Below are 17,314 nucleotides of genomic sequence, written 5' to 3' on the forward strand. Positions count from 1 at the left end.
CGTTCGATACTTAACCTTTCGAACACGACTGCGGCCTGCCCGCCCTCCCATGTGCTCCCGCGAAGGCGGGAGTCCAGTACTGGCTCCCCGCCTTTGCGGGGACACATGGTCGGCATATCTCTCAGGGGATAGACACCGACATGTTCCGGGTCCACCAGCGTCGCCCGCTGAGCCCTGTGCCGATGGGTGGACCCCGGAGCAAGTCCGGGGTGACCGCGTATCTGCGGCGATCGTCATAGTCCCGGCGTGGATGTACGCCCGAGAAGCGAAAGACGGTCAGGCGGCGGTGATCGCGCCGCCGATATCCAGCATCTCGCCGCGGGTGACGATCACCTTCGTGCCCAGCTTCGTCACCGCGAACAGCTTCTTCGCGAACACGGTGGGAACGCCGACGCAGCCGTGCGTCATGTATCCCGCCTGCACGTTCGACCCGTGGATCGACACGCCGTCGTTGGTCAGGCGCAGCATGTACGGCATCGGCGCGTCATAGATGTTGGAGACGTGATCCGCGTCGCGCTGGCTGACCTTGAACACGCCAAGCGGCGTCGGCTTCACGTCGGCCCCGTACAGCGCCACCGCCGTGCCGATCTCGTACCCGTCGCGGAACACGCTGAGCACCTGCGCCTCCAGATCGACGGTGATGACGATCTCCCCGGTCGCCGGTGCACCCGCCTCGTCCCAATGCCATTCGCCGAACTTCATCGGACTGGCGACGGGGAGGACGCGCCTGACGATGTAGGGCGCTTCCGTCGGCGACGGAGAAGGCGCGGGGCGAGGCGCGGCACGCGGAGCAGGCACACGAGCCAGGGGCTTCACCACCACGGGCACCGATACAGGCCGCGCATTGACGAACGCCAGCGCCGCAACGCCCGCCAGCGGCACCGCGATCCCGACCCAAGCCGCTGTTCTGCGCCAGTCCATTCCCACGTTCTGCCCCGATCCGCGCCGCCGTGCCACCCGATCCGCGGCGACGTCCCCCGCCGGCACATACGCCGTCCGGGTTAACGGTCCGGTCGCTCCGTTCCGGCGAGCGTCAGCAGCGCGGTCGCGGCGGAGGCGGGATCGGCCCGCTCCTCCAGCGACTGCCAGATCGCGCGCGCCGTCCTCGGTACCTTGCCCGCGAACACGACGCTGCCGTTCACCGTCACGAGCACCGGCCGGTCCAGATCGAGCAGGCGATCGGATAACCGCAGCGTCAGTCCCGGCGGCACGTCGCCCGCGATCGTGATCCCCTGCCCCGTCGCCGTCGCGACGACCGTACCACCGACCTTTAACTGCCCTGCATCGCCGATACCCAACCAGTAGAAGCGGTCGTGCGGCACGTCGTCCTGTACCCACACCACCCGCTTCGGCCACGGATCGCGCGTGAAGCGCGCCATCCACGGCAGCGCTTCGGCATCCCTGCGATCCATCCAGTGCGGCAAGCCCGGATAGATGCGCGACATAAAAGTGTAACCGCCGGGATCGGCCGCGTGCAGCCGCGCCAGCTCGGCGGTCTTCTCCGCCGCATGCCGGTTGCGATCATAGGCGCCGTCCGCCCCGCCCATGAACACGGCGAAGGGCAGGTTGCGCAGCGGCAGCAGGCTCGCATCGCCCGGATGCCCTGCCATCATCGCCGCCGCCGCGAAACGATCGGCCATGCGCGGCGCGAGTTGCCAGACGCCGTCGCCCCCCGCCGAATAGCCGAGCAGGTACACTTTGTCGGGGTTCACCCCGTTCACCGCAACCTGCGCATCGATCAGCCGCTGGAATAGTCCGTCGATATGCGGCTCGTGCCACAGGTTCCAGGTGTCGGTCGGTGCCCGCGGCGCGAGGTAGATGCCCTCTGCGGGTTCGTAGAGGCGGATCTGGTTGCGCCACTGACCGTCGTTCACGGCGGGCGACGCGTTGCCGCCGCCGTGCATCGATATCCACAGGCTGCGCCCCCCGGCGGGCGCTTCGCCGAAGACACGGGTTTCCCATTTCAGCGTCTTGTCGCCGATCGTCAGCGCCTTGGCAGCGATCGCCTCGCGGTCCTCCGCCGCCACCGTCGCCAGGCGCGCTTTCGCCATCGCGGCCAGCGCCCGCGCGGCGTCGGCCCTGCTCAAGGGCCGCGAGAAGGCGGGATCGTCGCCGCGACGCTCCGCCGCCGGCTGTCGGAGCCACGTCTCCACGCCAGCAACGTCGGTCGAGGCATGCGCCTGCCGCGCAGGCGGTTTGGCCGCCCCGGTGTCGGCGAACACGAACGCGGCAACGAGGGCAAGGATCGACAAGCGCATCGTCCGATCCTTACCCGCCAACCGCGCCCTGTCGACCCCAAACTTCGGCTGGCGAAACGCATTTGCGCCAGCCGAAGTCGTGGTCCATCAGCTCGCTTGACCGATCAGCGGAACTTACCCGACAGCGAGACGCCGATGATCCGCGGCTCGTTGAATACCGCGGCCATGTAATTCTCGATCACACCCTTCAGGTTCTTCTCGTTCGTGATGTTGCGGGCGAACACCGCCAGTTCGTACGCATCGCCGGGCGCGCTGTATCCGACCTTCAGGCCGCCCTCGAAATTGCCGTTCGAGGTGAACTCGGCGGTCTTGTAGAGGACGAACTGCGTGTAGCCCTGGATGTTGAAGTCACCCGCGACGAACGCGCGACCGCCATTGCCCAGCGGCTGGTCGAACCGCGCATTGACGTTGATGTTGTACTCCGGCGCATTCGGCAGCGGCTCGCCGTCGATCTTGACGAGGTACACCGGCCCGAACGCGCCCGGCACCGATCGCACCGGCGCGGACGGCGTGCAGACGACGACGCCGTTCAGCGCGCAGATCTGCGTCTCGGCTCCCCGATCCTTGATCTCGCTGTGCAGCCAGCTTCCGCCCAGCCCCAGCGTGACGTTGCGCACCGGCCGCCACGTCGCATCCGCCTCGACACCGTAAGCGTCGGCGCGGCGCGCGTTGAACAGGATGCCGTTGCCGAACACGTCGTTGCCGTTCAGCTGGATGTCCTTCACGCGGTAACCGAAGACCGTCGCGTTCAGGCTCAGCGTGTTGTTCAGCAGGCGGGTCTTCACGCCCGTCTCCCATGACAGGATCGTCTCCGAATCCGCGGTCGTGAAGTCGGTGTTGAACACCGCGGACCGGCCCTGGATCGTCGGTCCGCGGAAACCGCGGGCGACGCGCGAATACAGACTGATATCATCGCTGGCCGCATACAGCGTGCTGAAGTCCCAGCTCGGCTGCGTATCCTTCAGCGTCACGTCGCGTCGGCCGGTGGCGGGATACTGGTTGACGCCGGTCGCGCTCAGCACCGTCTTCAGCAACTGCGTGCGCTTCTTGTCCTCGGTCACGCGACCACCGGCGGTCAGCGTCAGCCGGTCGATCGTGTAGCTGACCTGCCCGAAGCCCGCCCACGACGTATTCACGTCGTGCAACCGCACCCAGTTGTTGGGATTGCGCGCCGGCGTCGTCAGGAAAAACGTACGCTGGTAGAAGTCCGTGATGTCGCGGCTGTCGAAGTACATGCCGCCGACCTGCCAGCGGAATGCGCCGTCGCCGTCGCTCGCCAGCCGCACTTCCTGCGTCCACTGGTCGAGATCGCGGATCTGGCCCTGTGACTCGCCGAAGCCGTTGGCGACCCCGCGCACCGGGAAATTCGCGCCCGCACCGCCGTCCGTATCGCCGCGGCTGTAACCGGAGGTCGTCTCGTACGCGGTAATCGAGGTCAGCGTCGCCGCACCGAAGTCGTATGCGGCGCGCACCGACCCGCCGAACGTGTCGTAGGACTGCGGATTATCGTTCGCCTCGTCATAGGCGACGCGGCCGCGCGGCTCGCGGGACACGTCGTTCGATCCCCTGGTCAGGGCGGCGCGGTGGAACAGTGTCGACGTGCCGTCATACCAGCGGGCGTGGCCCGACAAATCGACCGAGAAGTCCGATCCCGGCGTCAGCAGCAACTGAAGACGGACATTGCGATCGTCATAGCCGCCCATCGCGTTCTTGCGCGGCGTCGCGGTCGAGTCCGCGCTGGTGCCCGCAAAACTGTTGTCCACCCAATTCTCGCGGTGCTGGATCAGCGTCGACAGACGGAACGCCAAGACGTCGGCGATCAGTGGCCCGCCAACGCCCGCGTCCAGATTGACCGAGCCATAGGTGCCGACCGACGCGCTCGCGCGGCTGTCGAACGTCTGCGTCGGCTTGAACGTGTCGAACTTGATGATGCCGGCGGTGGTGTTGCGGCCGAACAGCGACCCTTGCGGCCCCCGCAGCACCTCCACCTGCTGCACGTCGTACACCGGGTTCGACTTCAGCACGACATGCTCCAGCACGACATCGTCCTGGATGATCGACACCGGCTGTGACGCGCCGAGATAGAAGTCGATGTTGCCGAGCCCGCGGATGTAGAAGCGCGGGAAGATGCGGCCTGTGGTCGATTCGATATACAGGCTGGGGACGCGGCCCGACAGCGACAGCAGCGTGTCGTCGCCGCCCGACGTATAGTCGCGCAGATTGTCGCCCGACACGACGCCGACCGACACGGGGACGCGCAACGTGTTCTCGGACCGGCGTTCGGCGGTGACGACGATATCGCCCAAACTGTCGTCCTGCGCGGCCGGAGCGGCCGGTGCCGCCTCCTGTGCGTGGACGGCGGTCGCGCCGGTGGCGGCGGTGAGCAGAAGCAACGCCCGGAGGGCGGCGGAAGCAGTCACGGTAATCCCTTTCGAAAACAACGACCCGGCACCGGTCATCCCGGACCCGGTGCGGGTCGCCGCTCCCGCTAGGCGTGATTTGTGACAGGATAGGGGCAGCTATGTCCTACACGGCACAGGCGTGACATAGTGGCAACATGCTGGAGATTTGTACCTTCCCGTCATGCGGGCTCGTCCCGGCATCCACGGCTCCGCATATCCGCAGTCCGCTGGCGCGCGGCGCCGTAGATGCCAGGACAAGCCCGGCATGACGGCCGAAGTGAAGCACACCTTCCGGTCGCCTCCACTTCCTCCACTTCGCCCCCTCTTCGCTGCACCGCCGCAATCTGCTATGGTGCCCCGCATGCTCAACCTGAACGGCATCACCGTGCGCCTCGGCGGCCGCACGATTCTCGACGGCGCGACCGCGACGCTTCCTCCCGGCAGCCGCGTCGGCCTGATCGGTCGCAACGGCGCGGGCAAATCGACGATGGTCCGCGTGATCGCGGGCCAGCTCGAACCGGACGGCGGCAGCGCCGACATGCCGCGCGGTGCCCGCATCGGCTATATCGCGCAGGAGGCTCCGCACGGCGAGGCGACACCGTTTGAAACGGTCCTGGCCGCCGATCTGGAGCGCGCCGCGCTGATGCACGCCAGCGAGACGGAGCAGGACGCCGACAAGCTCGGCGACATCTACGAACGCCTGATCGCGATCGACGCCTACACCGCCCCCGCCCGCGCCGCGCAGATCCTGATCGGGCTCGGCTTCGACGAGGCGATGCAGGCGCAGCCGCTCGACAGCTTCTCGGGCGGCTGGAAGATGCGCGTGGCGCTCGCCGCCCTGCTGTTCTCGCAGCCCGACCTGCTGCTGCTCGACGAGCCTTCGAACCACCTCGATCTCGAAGCGGTGATGTGGCTGGAGGACTTCCTGAAGTCGTACAAGGCGACGATCGTCGTCGTCAGCCACGAACGCGATTTCCTGAACAACGTCGTCGATCACATCCTGCACCTTCAGGGCGGCAAGATCACGCTCTACCCCGGCGGCTACGACGCCTTCGAGCGTCAGCGTGCGGAGCGGATGGCGCAGCTCGCCGCCGCCAAGGCCAATCAGGACGCGCAGCGCGCGAAGCTGATCGATTACGTCGCGCGCAATTCCGCCCGCGCCTCCACCGCCAAACAGGCGCAGAGTCGGCAGAAGATGCTCGCCAAGATGCAGCCGATCGCGGAAATGGCGAACGATCCGACGCTGTCGTTCGGCTTCCCCAATCCCGAAGAACTGCGCCCGCCGCTCATCACGCTCGACATGGCAAGCGTCGGTTACGCCGACACGCCGATCCTGCGTCGCCTGAACCTGCGCATCGATCCCGACGACCGGATCGCACTGCTCGGCCGCAACGGCAACGGCAAGACCACGCTCGCTCGCCTGCTGGCCGCGCAATTGTCGGCGATGGAGGGGGAGATGAATGCCACCGGCAAGATGAAGGTCGGCTATTTCACCCAGTATCAGGTCGAGGAACTCGATTCCGACGATACTCCGCTGGAGCATATGACCCGCATCATGCGCGGATCGACACCCGCCGCCGTGCGCGCGCAACTCGGCCGGTTCGGTTTCTCCGGCGAGCGCGCCACGGGCAAGGTCGGCAAGATGTCCGGCGGCGAGAAGGCGCGACTGGCGCTCGCGCTCATCACCCGTGATGCGCCGCATCTGCTGATCCTCGACGAGCCCACCAACCACCTCGACGTCGATGCGCGCGAGGCGCTGGTGCAGGCGCTGAACGACTATTCGGGCGCGGTCATCCTCGTCAGCCACGATCGCCATATGGTCGAACTCACCGCCGACCGGCTCGTGCTGGTCGACGAGGGCACCGCCAAGGAATTCGACGGCAGCCTCGACGATTACATCGCGTTCATCCTCAAGGGCGAACCGAACAAACCCGGTGAGAGCAAGGCCGATCGCAAGGCCGGCAAGAAGGCCGCCGCCGAAGCGCGCGACCGCGACCTCGCCCTGCGCAAGACCGTTCGCGATCTGGAGGAGGACACCGCGCGCCTCACGAAGGAGCGCAACGCGATCGACCGCGCGATGTTCGACCCGTCTGGCGCAGAGCCGCGCTTCGCCAAGCTGTCGATGAGCGATCTCAACCGCCGCCGCGCCGAGGTGCAGGCGAAGCTGGAAACGACCGAAGCCAAATGGCTGGAGGCGAGCGAAGCGCTGGAAATGGCGGGAGCGCAGGCGGCGTGATGGTGGATTCGGGGCGAATGCCTCGCGCTGTCCGCACCACCCCCGCGAAGGCCGGGGTCCAGTTGCCGGGCGCGTCGACGCGCGGGCTGACAGCCGTCACATCGATCGTGGCGACTAGACCCCGGCCTTCGCCGCGGTGGATGCCACTGCTGGCCGCCTCATTCCTCGCGACCACCCCCGCGGCCGCCAAGACCATCCTCTTCGTCGGCAACAGCTTCACCTTCGGCGCCGGCTCGCCCGTCCAGCACTACCACCCCGACCGCGTGACCGACCTCAACAAGGAAGGCATCGGCGGCGTCCCTGCCTTGTTCGCGACCTTCGCGGAGGAAACGAAGCAGGACTGGAAAGTCAGCCTCGAAACCTCGCCCGGCAAGGACCTCGCCTGGCACCTCGCGGAGAAGCGGCAACTGATCGACCGCAAATGGGATGTCGTACTGCTGCAGGGATTCAGCACGCTCGATGCCGCCCGGCCCGGCGATCCGACCAACCACGCCGCCGCCGCCCGTGCCCTCGCGGCGATGCTCAAGGTCCGCAACAAGGCGGCGAGCATCCATCTGACCTCGACATGGTCGCGCGCCGACCTGACCTATCGACCCGGCAGCCGCTGGTCCGGCCAGCCGATCACGCGCATGGCGGACGACCTGTACGCCGCCAATGCGCAGATCAGCGCCGCCGACCCGATGTTCGGCCGGCCGATCCCGGTCGGCACCGCATGGAACATCGCAATCCGCAACGGCATCGCCGACGGCAACCCGTTCGACGGCATCGCGTACGGGAAGGTCGATCTCTGGACCTACGACCAGTATCACGCCAGCAGCGCCGGCTATTACCTGTCGGCGCTGACGATCTTCGGCGCGGTCACGGGCATCGATCCGCGCACGCTGGGCCCGCGGGAGCAGGCGGCCGAGCATCTCGGGCTCGACCCGCTCGTCACGCAGCAGCTCCAGCGCATCGCCGCGGAGGCGCTTCAGCCCTCGTCGGTCGTCGCCTCGTCCGTCGCGGCAGGACGCTCGAACCACGCCTCGACCTCGCCCGACAATTTCAGGGTCAGCGGCCGGCCCTTGCGGTCGACCTTCTTGCCCAGCGCGACGCGGATCCAGCCGTCGGGGATCGAATATTCCTCGACGTCCTTCCGCTCGGCACCCTTGAAGCGGATACCGATGCCGCGCTCCAGCAGCGCTTGGTCGAAATAGGGGCTGTCGGGGTTGATCGAGAGGCGATCGGGGGGCGTATCGGTCATAATGCTGGCGGCTTACCGGGATACGACCCGCTGACAAGAAAAAACGGCGCGGGACCGAAGCCCCACGCCGTTCTCCCCGTGACGAACTGATATCAGTTGCAGACCTGCACCGGCACGCGGTCCCCGTAATAGGGATCGAACTGCCACTGCGTCCAACAGCGCGGCGCATAATAGCCGCCGTCGTAATAGCCGCGGTAGCGCACCGGAGGCGGCGGCGCATAATAGCCGCGATAGCCTCCACGATAGCCCCCGCCGCCATAGTAGCCGCGGTCGTAATAGCGGTTCCGGTTGCTCGATGCGATGGCCGCGCCGACGCCCAGACCCAGGATGCCGCCGAGCACCGCGCCAGCCGCGACATCGCCGCCGCCGCGGTGATGCCCGCGATATCCGCGCCAACGTTGTGCATCCGCGGGCGCCGCCGCCGTCAGGACCGTCGCGGCCATCACCGCACCCAGCCCAGCCTTCTTCCACAAACCCGTCATCTCAGACCTCCATACGCTATACCCGGTCCACCTGGTCAAAACGCACGAGCCGCGACCGTGTTGCCGTCATTAGCGATAACGTGCTGAATGCGCGCGGAACGGGATGTTTAACGGGAGTTCAGCCAATGCACTGGCTGCTGAAGTCGGAACCGGACAGCTATGGCTGGGACGATCTGGTCCGCGACGGCGGGACCGAATGGGACGGCGTCCGCAACCATGCCGCCGCCGGGCATCTGAAGCGCATGAGCGTCGGCGAGCTTGTGCTGGTCTATCACAGCGGCAAGGCCAAGGCAGCGGTCGGGATAGCCCGCATCGCCCGTGCCGCGCAGGCCGACGGCGACCCGGCGGACAATTGGGTGTCCGTCCGGCTCGAGGCCGTCGAGCCCCTGCCCGGCCCCGTCACGCTCGCGGCGATGAAGGCGGAGCCGGCGCTGGCGGACATGGCGATGCTGCGCCAGTCACGACTGTCGGTGTCGCCGGTCACCGACGCCGAATGGACGTGCATCGTGCGGCTCGCCGAATCATAACACCGTCATGTCCGCGCCATAATGGTGCCACGCGAAGATCGCCGCCGCGCCGCGATGCGGTCGCCATGCCTCCGCGACCTCCCGCGTGAGTTTTTCCGAGGGCCGCGTCTCGTGGCCGAGGATGCGACCGACCTCGATCTGGACCGCCAGATCGCCCGCTGGCCAGATATCCGCCCGCCCCTCCGCGAACAGCAGGTAGATTTCCGCCGACCAGCGGCCGATGCCCTTGACCCGCACCAATTGCGCGATCGCCTCCTCGTCGTCCGCGGGCAGCGCCGTCAGGTCGAGCCGCCCGCTCGCCACCTCGTCCGCCAGACTGCGCGCATAGCCCGCCTTCTGCCGCGACAGGCCGGCGGCGCGCAGCTGTTCGTCGCTCGCCGCGAGAATGGCGAGCGGATCGTCCGGCGAGCCGAGCCCAGCTTCGCTCAGCACCGCCTCCAGCTTCGCGTACACGGCGGCGGCGGAGGCGACGCTGACCTGTTGACCGACGATCGTCCGCAGCAAGGTGGAATAGCCCGGCCCACGATAGCGTGGCGCGGGATAGCCGATCCGGGCCAGCGCTGTGGCGAAGGCGGGCTCCACTTCGGCCAGCGCATCGAGGCTGGCGCGTATCTGGTCGGCAGTCAGGCCCATGACGTCGTTCCCGTGAAGAGTGTTGCCGCTTGATCCGCACGCGGCGCGCCGCCATGCACGAGACCGAGTTTCGGAGATACATCAATGCCCACGCTGATCGTCACCACCCGTGAAGGCGACACCCGCGAACTGAACGGCGAAGCGGGCCTGTCGGTGATGGAAGTGATCCGCGACGGCGGCGTCGACGAGCTGCTGGCGCTGTGCGGCGGCTGCCTGAGCTGCGCGACCTGCCACGTCCATGTCGATCCCGCCTTCGCCGACAAGCTGCCGCCGATCGGGATCGATGAGGACGATCTGCTCGACTCCACCAGCGACCGCGACGCGACCTCGCGCCTGTCGTGCCAGATCCCGTTCGGCCCGGCGCTCGACGGCCTGCGCGTGACGATCGCCGCGGAAGACTGATCGCGGCGGATCGCGCCTACCGGCTCCGCGCGCCGCAAAAGGTCCCAAAGGTCACGGGATAACGCGCGCAGCCGGGACCTTTCGCGCGTGGTCGCCGGCGATGATCCGGGGAAACACGGCAACGGGCGGGTGGCGGACATGCCCCACTGTATATCCGGCACCGTGCTGTAGGACAGCGTTAGCCGCACCAATCCGAGGTGAGGTTGCCGACATGATCGTCCTGCAGCGCCATCGACCCAGGCCGTCCGCCAGCCATCCGGCGCGTACCGGGCGATGATCCGGCGGATGACGGGCATGCCGTCGATATACGACCGACCGGGCAAGACAGGACCGCTGCCAGCGTGTCGGGCTAACCGAAACGCTTATGGAGCAGCTGGCAAGCGAGGCGTAGCGAGGGATTACCGGCAAGGAGTGAGCCATGACCTCAGTACTCTCGCTATTCACGTCCTCCGCAGCGGCAGCGGGAACACTCCCGCCAGGAAAAGGCGATCTCGCGACGCTGGCCAAGACGGCGGATGTGCCCACCCTGACGGTGCACGTCCGCCAACATCCGCAGGACCGCGATGCACTGGAGTCGGCGATGGTCAGGGCCGGTCGGTCGGGCGACGTGTCCCGCATGGCGCAGGCTTTGAAAACGCCGGATTACGAGGTGGCTGTGTGGAACCGGTATGGCAAGATCGGCGGGCCGGCGTTTCCCAACCGGGCGGCGGGCGACCCCGCATTCCGCGTGGGCGAGAGCGCGGCGTGGGAGACCCTGCAAGCCGCGGGCAAGGTGACTGCGCCCGAGCGCCACGTCATCAGCCATATGTCGGCCAGCGAGGGGCGGCTCGATTCGGTGCAGGCCTATGACAACCAGATCGTGTCGGTCGGTGCGATGCAGAAGACGGTCAACCCGCAGGGAACCGGCGAATTTCCGCGGCAGGTCTGGGACTTCAAGGAGGCGAATCCCGACAAATACCGGACGCTGTTTGCCGACCGGGGCTGGACGGTCGAGCGGGTTGCCAAGGGACATAGCGACGCATCGTTCGCACTGCGGCTGACGGTCGACGGCAAGACGCCCACCGCGCCGGAGACCGCCGCGTACATCAAGGATCGGAGCGCGCCGGACCATTGGGGCACCGCGCTCGATCCGCTGCAAAAGGCGGGTCGCGACCCCGATTTCCAGGCGCAACAGATCAAGGATTTCCAGACCCGGCTCACGGCGGCGGTCGGCACGGTTCCCGCCGGTGCCGCCTATACGCGCCCGGCCGGCGACTACGTCACGTCGGAACAGGGAGCGGCGATGATCCTGAACCACCACGTCAACCGTCCCGCCCATGTCGACAACGCATTCGGGGCGGCGCTCGACACCTTCTACGCCGCCAACCCCAAGGCCTCGCGTGATCCCGCCACCTGGACAGCCGAACAGCGAACGACCTATGAAGCGGACATTCTGGCCAATTACAGCACCGAGCGAGCGTCGACGAACTACAAGCCCCAGATGACGCATGCCACCGAGCGTGCCGAGCGGATCATGGGTCCGTCGTCGCCGCTCAGTGCCGTTCCCGGCTCCTTCACCCGGACAGCGACACCGTGATGATCCCTATGCTTCTCGCCACCGCCGCCAGTCAGGTCGCGGCACCCGCCGCCCGCTGGACGATCGATGGCCAGCCCGGCGCGGTCCGATCGGTCACCGCCGCGGTGAAGACGGGCGGGCGTATCGTAGCGGACGGTTTCGTCGCGGATGCGGCGGCGGCGCGCGCGGAGAAAAGCGAACTTGCGACGACCAAGGCACCCGCCGGCTCCTGCGCGCGGGCGGCGGCGGTGCGGCCGTTCACGCGGCTGCGCCGCTTCGCCAGGGATGGCCGCCTGCTGTGGCAGTGGCGTGTATCCGGTGAACAGCAGGCGCTGCGGCTGTTGTCGGGGTGGCCCGGCGATTGCCTGTCGCCCGATGGCGGGCGGCTGCTGGTCGTCAGCTATCGACTGGCCCCGGGCGAACCCGTCTCCGAACTGGGTGGCGCGATCGTCGCGGTGGATCGACGACCGCGCTTCGTCGAGGCAAAGGGACGCCGGACGGGTGAGGTCTTCGGGCGGCTGCGGGCCTTGTCCGATTATGGCTGGCGTCGCCGCGGCGATGCGACGCTGGCGTTCACGATCTACGATGAGGGCACCGGACGCGAGACGCCGGACGAAGCGGTCTTGGGGCGCCGGCTGTAAGAGGGGACGGCGTCGGTCGCCCCCTCCTCTACACAGGTGGATGCCTTCGCCTGCGACCTGCCAAGGCTCTTCCACCCCGGCCCTCCCCTGAAGGGGAGAGTGAAGGCGGGCATGGCGGCTAGCCCCGCGTCGCCACCGCGTAGAGCGCGATTGCGGCGGCGTTCGAGACGTTCAGGCTCTCGACCTTGCCGCCGATGGGCAGCTTCGCCAGTTCGTCGCAATGCTGCTCGGTGTTCTGGCGCATACCCTCGCCCTCCGCGCCCAGCACGATGCAGATGCGCTGCGTGCCCATGGTCTCCGCCAGCGTCTTGGGGGCATGGCCAGTCAGGCCGATCCGCCAGAAGCCGGCCTCCGCGATCTCGTCCAGCGCGCGGGCGAGATTGACGACGCGGACCCACGGCACCGTCTCCAGCGCACCCGAGGCCGCGCGGGCGATCGTGCCGGATTCGGGGGGCGAGTTCCGGTCCTGCGTGACGATACCCAGCGCATCGAACGCCGCCGCCGAGCGCAGGATCGCGCCGACATTATGCGGATCCGTCACCTGATCGAGTACGACGAGCGGACGTTGATCGTCGCGACCGGCCTCCAGCAGGTCGGCCAGCCACATGTCGTCGAGCGGATCGACCTCAGCCACCACGCCCTGATGCGGCGCGTCGGAGGGCACCAGCCGGCCGAGGTCGGCGACATCGGCGAAGGTCACCGGGATCGCCGGCGGCACGTCCAGCGCAGCCGCCGCTTCCCGCGTCATCCACAGCTTGCGGACGGTGCGGTCGGGGTTCGCCAGCGCGGCGGTGACGGGGTGGCGCCCCCAGATGCGCGGGCGATTGCCCACGCCGGTCGAGGGGCGGTGTCCACGCTTGGCCATCAATCGTCATCCTGCGAATAGGCATACGGGTCGGTCACGACGGGTTGCGTCGGCACCGGCTTGCGGGGGAGCGGCTTGTCCGCGTTGGCGGCGGACAGCAGGACGGAGGCGAGCACGATCGAACCCTGACGCATGTCCTCCGCCTTCAGATGGTCGAACGTGTCGACCGAGGTGTGGTGGATGCGCGGGAAATAATCGAGCGGGTCCTGGATGAACTGGAAGCCCGGTACGCCGACCTGCTGCATGAACACGTGATCGGTACCGCCGGTCTGGCGCATGACCACGGTCGACGCGCCCATCGCCGAGAACGGCGCGAGCCACTCGCGGAAGATCGGCACGACCGCCGGATTGTTCTCCGCATACAGGCCGCGCAGCTTGCCCGAGCCGTTGTCGATGTTGAAATAGGCGGCGAGGTCGCGATAACCCGGCTGCGGATTGACCGGCCAGCGGTTCGACCACGTGTAATAGGCGTTGCCGCCGCTCGCGACCGGATCGTTCGGGGCGCCGCGCGTGGCGAGATGCTTCTGCACATAGGCGAGGCTGCCGAGCAGGCCCTGCTCCTCGCCTGCCCACAAAGCGAAGCGGATCGCCCGCTTCGGCCTGACGCCGGTCGCGGCCAGGATGCGCGCCGCCTCCATGATCATCGCCGAGCCGGCGGCGTTGTCCGCCGCGCCGTCCGCCGCGACCCACGAATCCAAATGCGCGCCGGCCATGACATAGCCGGCCTTGGGGTCGCTACCCGGGATTTCGGCGATGATGTTGTAGCCGTTCGTATCGCTATCGTTGAAGCGCACGTCGCTGACGATCTCCAGCGTCGGGGCGGCGCCGGTCTTGGCGAGGCGCGCGAGGCGGCGGTAATCCTCGGCGGCGATCTGGATACCGGGCAGCGCGCCCGTCTCGCCGACGCCGAACAGGCTGCCCTCGCCCGTCACCAGCTTGCCGTCGCGGTACGATTTGGTGGCGTAGGCGACCGCGCCCTCCGCCGTCAGGAACGCGTCGAGCTTCTTGGCGTAATCCAGCCGCTTTAGGCGACGGTCGTTGGCGGCGGGGTCGTAGCTCGGCTGCTGGAACTGGTCGAGCTTCGACAGGTCCTCGCCCGACAGCCGCTTGAAATCGGGCGTGGTCGGCTCGTCGCCGGTGCCGGGTTCGGTGATGAGGACGATCTTGCCGCGCAGCTGGCCGCGATACTTGGCGAAGTCGCGCTCCTTCTCGATCGGCGCGACGATGACGGGTGCGGTCAGCGTCCCCTGCGTCGCGGGTGTCCAGGCGATCGGGATCGCCGTTAGCTGCACCACGCGCGGCGTCGTCATGCGCACGCTGGACCGCTCGATCGTCCAGCCGCGACCGAACGGGAACGCTTCCTTGTGGACGTTCTTCAGGCCCCATTGCGAAAATTTGTCGGCGGTCCACTTCTCCGCGACGCGCATCGCAGGGGAATTGGTCATCCGCGGGCCGATCACGTCGGTCAGATGCTGCACCGTCGGCATCACCTGGCTGTGGTTCGTACCCTCGTCGATGATGCGATTGGTGACGTTCTCCTGCGCCGACACGGCGACAGGCATGGCGATGACGGCCGCGGTCGCGGCAAGCAGCAGGTGACGCATGATGGGTTCCCCTTCGTTGCCGCACAGCTATGCGGACGGCGGCACGCGCGCAACCTTTCTCGGCGGCGATCGGACCGGCAGGCGTTGACAGCAGGTCCGCGCTTCGCCAAGGAGCCGCCTCGCCGTGGGCGGCCCAATGGACAGGTGGCCGAGTGGTTAAAGGCAGCAGACTGTAAATCTGCCCGTGCAAGCGTACGCTGGTTCGAATCCAGCCCTGTCCACCACCGCCCACCGATGCTATCGGTACGGCACGCGGGTGTAGCTCAATGGTAGAGCAGAAGCCTTCCAAGCTTACGACGAGGGTTCGATTCCCTTCACCCGCTCCAGCCTAGACCGACACCAGCCCGCCCGGAACGATCGGGGCCGCGCGCCTAGCGCTTGATCCGCGGAATGCCCAGAAAGTCGCGCTTGCCGATCTTCACGCCCTGCGCGCGCAGGATCGCGTACGCCGTGGTGGCGTGAAAATAGAAGTTCGGTTGCGAGAACGAGAGCAGGAAGTTGGCGCCGGTGAAGGGCATGCGCGTTTCGCCGAACGCGAAGTGGGTGTCGCTGTCGACCAGCACGTCGACCATGTCGCGGTCCAACGCCTTCAGGCTCGCCATCGTGGTCTGCAACAATGCGTGAAGCCCCGCAAAGTCGGTCGGCCATGACGACCGGTCGGGGGAGAAGCTGCCCGCCCGAACCCCTTCGATCCCGCCGATCGAGTGCGCCGCACAGGATTTCACCTGATAACCGAACGGCAGCATGTCGGGCGACAGACGTGCGTCGATCAGGTCGGCCTCCGCCGTACCCTGGTCCGCACAGAATGCCGCAGCCTTGTCGAGCAGCGCGTCGATCGCGCTCAGGATCTGGAGGTTGGACGGTATCACGGCGTCGTACAGCGAGAAGGTCATCGGGCGGCTCCCATGCAGGCGGGCACCTTATGGGGACTCGCGACGCCCCGGTCACGCGCGTTCGCGATACAGGACACGGACGGTGGAGATCGCGCTTGTGTCGCAGTGCGGCTGGAGGCAACCCACGGCGGATGCACGCACCGGCCGATCTGGAAACCATGCTGCTCGGGCCGGTCCTGCCCGATCGCGATTGCGGAGCATGCACCGCGTGCTGCACGACGCTGACGGTCGATACCCCCGAGTTCAGGAAGGCCGCGGGCACGCCATGTGTTCACCTCGGCGATCGGGGCTGCTCAATCCATGCGGTGCGCCCCGACATCTGCCGGACATGGTTCTGCGTCTGGCGCAGGGACGCCCGCCTGCCCGATGACGCCCGGCCCGACCGCTCGGGACTCCTCGTCTCGCTCACCTTCAATCGCGCGCCGCAGAATTGTTTCGAGGGGGTGTCGATTACCGTCCGGGCGCTGGCGGGCAGCGCGGCGATCGAGAACGGCATGGCCCGCACCGTCCTCGATGTCGTCTGCGATCGATTGATCCCGGTCTGGTTCAGCGACGGATCGAGGAAGATGCTGATGCACCCCGACCAGGAGGTCGCCGCGCTCGTCATGGGCGACGGCCCGGCCCCCGCCCACCTGCACGATGAAGTCGCCGCGTGGCGCGGGCGGTATGGCGTGTTCGCTCCAAGTTAGAACTGAGGCTCGCCCGGCAGATGCCGGCGATCAAAACCGGGCCGGACGCCTCTCCATGTTCGCACGCACCTGTTCGGTCTGCTCCGGCGTGCCGATCAAGCGTTGCTGCTCCTCCGTCTCGGCCATGAGCAGTGTCGCGGCATCACCCTCGGCCCCCGCCAGCCGCTTCGCCGCGCGGATCGCGGCGGGGCTCCGGCCGGCGATCGTGCGGGCCAGCGCCAGCGCCTCCGCCAGCGGATCGTCCGCCAGCCGGGTCACGAAGCCGAGCCGCTCCGCCTCCACCGCCGCGAACTCGCGCGCGGCGTAGATCGCCTCGCGCAGATGATCGTCGCGCACGGTGCCGCGCCACAGGGCGAAGCCGGCCATGTCCGGCACGATGCCCCAGTGCAGCTCGCGCACCGAAAGTCGCGTCTCGGGGTGGGCGATGCGGATATCCGCGCCCGACGCGATCTGGAGCCCGCCGCCGAGCGCGACGCCGTGCAGCGCGGCGATCACCGGCTGCGGCAGCGCGCGCCAGCCCCACGCGACGTGCTGGACGAGATTGGCCGGGCCATGCGTCCGCTCCGCCGTCAGCAGGCCGGAGCCACCTCCCGCCATCGCCGCCATGTCGAGGCCGGCGCAGAAGCCCCTGCCCTCACCGGATAGCACGACCGCGCGCACGTCGGTCATCGCCCCGATGCGGTCGATCGTTGCGGCGATGTCCGCGAACATCGCCGCGTCCAGGGCATTGAGCTTCTCCGCGCGGGCGAGCCGGACATCCGCAACACCGTCCTCCACCGTCATCGTCACGCGCGTCATGGCTGCTCTCTCCCGATCGTTTTCCGATGCGTAGCGCAGGCGAGCGGTCAGGACGAGAGCGACGCATTTGCCTTTCACGCGCAGGCCGG

At 67.8% G+C, this 17,314-nt stretch carries 16 protein-coding genes and 2 tRNA genes; 8 read left to right on the forward strand and 10 right to left on the reverse strand.

The features are described from left to right. Positions 1 to 276: 276 nt before the first annotated feature. The 3 genes from ILT43_RS13440 to ILT43_RS13450 all read right to left on the reverse strand — a co-directional run bounded on the left by ILT43_RS13440 (position 277) and on the right by ILT43_RS13450 (position 4,717). A complete protein-coding gene (locus ILT43_RS13440) occupies positions 277 to 987 on the reverse strand; it encodes a L,D-transpeptidase family protein (protein WP_204199493.1) in 711 nt (236 codons plus the stop codon). Between the two features lie 14 nt (positions 988 to 1,001). Next, positions 1,002 to 2,258, reverse strand: a complete 1,257-nt coding sequence (locus tag ILT43_RS13445) for a hypothetical protein (RefSeq protein ID WP_204199494.1) — start codon at positions 2,256 to 2,258, stop codon at positions 1,002 to 1,004. Between the two features lie 104 nt (positions 2,259 to 2,362). Continuing rightward, positions 2,363 to 4,717, reverse strand: a complete 2,355-nt coding sequence (locus ILT43_RS13450; RefSeq protein ID WP_239474794.1) for a TonB-dependent receptor — start codon at positions 4,715 to 4,717, stop codon at positions 2,363 to 2,365. Positions 4,718 to 5,021: 304 nt separating this feature from the next. Between ILT43_RS13450 and ILT43_RS13455 the strand changes: the two genes are divergently transcribed. Then, entirely contained in the window at positions 5,022 to 6,896 is a 1,875-nt protein-coding gene (locus ILT43_RS13455; protein WP_204199496.1) for an ABC-F family ATP-binding cassette domain-containing protein, read from the forward strand. 967 nt (positions 6,897 to 7,863) lie between these two features. Here ILT43_RS13455 and ILT43_RS13460 read toward each other — a convergent pair. After that, positions 7,864 to 8,136, reverse strand: coding sequence for a DUF3297 family protein (locus ILT43_RS13460; protein WP_204199497.1), 273 nt, complete (start codon positions 8,134 to 8,136; stop codon positions 7,864 to 7,866). A gap of 92 nt (positions 8,137 to 8,228) precedes the next feature. Continuing rightward, the gene (locus ILT43_RS13465) at positions 8,229 to 8,618 is read right to left on the reverse strand and encodes a hypothetical protein (protein ID WP_204199498.1); all 390 of its coding nucleotides are present in this window, start codon (positions 8,616 to 8,618) and stop codon (positions 8,229 to 8,231) included. 125 nt (positions 8,619 to 8,743) lie between these two features. On the opposite strand from ILT43_RS13465, the gene ILT43_RS13470 reads away from it, so the two are divergent. Continuing rightward, a complete protein-coding gene (locus ILT43_RS13470; protein WP_204199499.1) occupies positions 8,744 to 9,145 on the forward strand; it encodes an EVE domain-containing protein in 402 nt (133 codons plus the stop codon). Here ILT43_RS13470 and ILT43_RS13475 read toward each other — a convergent pair. Continuing rightward, a complete protein-coding gene (locus ILT43_RS13475) occupies positions 9,140 to 9,778 on the reverse strand; it encodes a DNA-3-methyladenine glycosylase family protein (RefSeq protein ID WP_204199500.1) in 639 nt (212 codons plus the stop codon). The two genes, ILT43_RS13470 and ILT43_RS13475, sit on opposite strands and share 6 nt — an antisense overlap. Positions 9,779 to 9,862: 84 nt before the next feature. On the opposite strand from ILT43_RS13475, the gene ILT43_RS13480 reads away from it, so the two are divergent. The 3 genes from ILT43_RS13480 to ILT43_RS13490 all read left to right on the forward strand — a co-directional run bounded on the left by ILT43_RS13480 (position 9,863) and on the right by ILT43_RS13490 (position 12,376). Next, positions 9,863 to 10,180 carry a 2Fe-2S iron-sulfur cluster-binding protein gene (locus ILT43_RS13480; RefSeq protein ID WP_204199501.1) on the forward strand — a complete coding sequence of 106 codons (318 nt, stop codon included), beginning with the start codon at positions 9,863 to 9,865 and terminating at the stop codon, positions 10,178 to 10,180. Between the two features lie 418 nt (positions 10,181 to 10,598). Continuing rightward, positions 10,599 to 11,756 carry a hypothetical protein gene (locus ILT43_RS13485; protein ID WP_204199502.1) on the forward strand — a complete coding sequence of 386 codons (1,158 nt, stop codon included), beginning with the start codon at positions 10,599 to 10,601 and terminating at the stop codon, positions 11,754 to 11,756. Further along, entirely contained in the window at positions 11,756 to 12,376 is a 621-nt protein-coding gene (locus tag ILT43_RS13490) for a hypothetical protein (protein ID WP_204199503.1), read from the forward strand. The genes ILT43_RS13485 and ILT43_RS13490 overlap by 1 nt, the downstream gene beginning before the upstream one ends. Positions 12,377 to 12,494: 118 nt before the next feature. On the opposite strand, the gene rlmB is transcribed toward ILT43_RS13490, so the two are convergent. Then, a complete protein-coding gene (gene rlmB, locus ILT43_RS13495) occupies positions 12,495 to 13,241 on the reverse strand; it encodes a 23S rRNA (guanosine(2251)-2'-O)-methyltransferase RlmB (protein WP_204199504.1) in 747 nt (248 codons plus the stop codon). Then, positions 13,241 to 14,845, reverse strand: a complete 1,605-nt coding sequence (locus ILT43_RS13500) for a M20/M25/M40 family metallo-hydrolase (RefSeq protein ID WP_204199505.1) — start codon at positions 14,843 to 14,845, stop codon at positions 13,241 to 13,243. The genes rlmB and ILT43_RS13500 overlap by 1 nt, the downstream gene beginning before the upstream one ends. 138 nt (positions 14,846 to 14,983) lie before the next feature. On the opposite strand from ILT43_RS13500, the gene ILT43_RS13505 reads away from it, so the two are divergent. Then, positions 14,984 to 15,069: transfer RNA gene (locus tag ILT43_RS13505), tRNA-Tyr, on the forward strand. A gap of 28 nt (positions 15,070 to 15,097) precedes the next feature. Beyond that, positions 15,098 to 15,171: transfer RNA gene (locus ILT43_RS13510), tRNA-Gly, on the forward strand. A gap of 45 nt (positions 15,172 to 15,216) precedes the next feature. Here the strand turns inward: ILT43_RS13510 and ILT43_RS13515 are convergent. Continuing rightward, positions 15,217 to 15,738, reverse strand: a complete 522-nt coding sequence (locus tag ILT43_RS13515) for a DUF1993 domain-containing protein (protein WP_204199506.1) — start codon at positions 15,736 to 15,738, stop codon at positions 15,217 to 15,219. A gap of 131 nt (positions 15,739 to 15,869) precedes the next feature. Between ILT43_RS13515 and ILT43_RS13520 the strand changes: the two genes are divergently transcribed. Further along, a complete protein-coding gene (locus ILT43_RS13520) occupies positions 15,870 to 16,427 on the forward strand; it encodes a YkgJ family cysteine cluster protein (protein WP_204199507.1) in 558 nt (185 codons plus the stop codon). Between the two features lie 30 nt (positions 16,428 to 16,457). On the opposite strand, the gene ILT43_RS13525 is transcribed toward ILT43_RS13520, so the two are convergent. Continuing rightward, the gene (locus ILT43_RS13525) at positions 16,458 to 17,225 is read right to left on the reverse strand and encodes a crotonase/enoyl-CoA hydratase family protein (protein WP_204199508.1); all 768 of its coding nucleotides are present in this window, start codon (positions 17,223 to 17,225) and stop codon (positions 16,458 to 16,460) included. Positions 17,226 to 17,314: the final 89 nt, after the last annotated feature.

Source organism: Sphingomonas longa (genome assembly GCF_016892685.1).
GTDB classification, from domain to species: Bacteria; Pseudomonadota; Alphaproteobacteria; order Sphingomonadales; family Sphingomonadaceae; genus Sphingomonas; species Sphingomonas longa.

Coding starts and splice junctions, on each gene's coding strand:
- ILT43_RS13520 (WP_204199507.1), top strand. CDS start 15,870: ATGCACGCACCGGCCGATCTGGAAACCATGCTGCTCGGGCCGGTCCTG.
- ILT43_RS13445 (WP_204199494.1), bottom strand. CDS start 2,258: ATGCGCTTGTCGATCCTTGCCCTCGTTGCCGCGTTCGTGTTCGCCGAC.
- ILT43_RS13470 (WP_204199499.1), top strand. CDS start 8,744: ATGCACTGGCTGCTGAAGTCGGAACCGGACAGCTATGGCTGGGACGAT.
- ILT43_RS13475 (WP_204199500.1), bottom strand. CDS start 9,778: ATGGGCCTGACTGCCGACCAGATACGCGCCAGCCTCGATGCGCTGGCC.
- ILT43_RS13525 (WP_204199508.1), bottom strand. CDS start 17,225: ATGACGCGCGTGACGATGACGGTGGAGGACGGTGTTGCGGATGTCCGG.
- ILT43_RS13465 (WP_204199498.1), bottom strand. CDS start 8,618: ATGACGGGTTTGTGGAAGAAGGCTGGGCTGGGTGCGGTGATGGCCGCG.
- ILT43_RS13485 (WP_204199502.1), top strand. CDS start 10,599: ATGACCTCAGTACTCTCGCTATTCACGTCCTCCGCAGCGGCAGCGGGA.
- ILT43_RS13455 (WP_204199496.1), top strand. CDS start 5,022: ATGCTCAACCTGAACGGCATCACCGTGCGCCTCGGCGGCCGCACGATT.
- ILT43_RS13515 (WP_204199506.1), bottom strand. CDS start 15,738: ATGACCTTCTCGCTGTACGACGCCGTGATACCGTCCAACCTCCAGATC.
- rlmB (WP_204199504.1), bottom strand. CDS start 13,241: ATGGCCAAGCGTGGACACCGCCCCTCGACCGGCGTGGGCAATCGCCCG.
- ILT43_RS13500 (WP_204199505.1), bottom strand. CDS start 14,845: ATGCGTCACCTGCTGCTTGCCGCGACCGCGGCCGTCATCGCCATGCCT.
- ILT43_RS13490 (WP_204199503.1), top strand. CDS start 11,756: ATGATCCCTATGCTTCTCGCCACCGCCGCCAGTCAGGTCGCGGCACCC.
- ILT43_RS13460 (WP_204199497.1), bottom strand. CDS start 8,136: ATGACCGATACGCCCCCCGATCGCCTCTCGATCAACCCCGACAGCCCC.
- ILT43_RS13480 (WP_204199501.1), top strand. CDS start 9,863: ATGCCCACGCTGATCGTCACCACCCGTGAAGGCGACACCCGCGAACTG.
- ILT43_RS13450 (WP_239474794.1), bottom strand. CDS start 4,717: ATGACCGGTGCCGGGTCGTTGTTTTCGAAAGGGATTACCGTGACTGCT.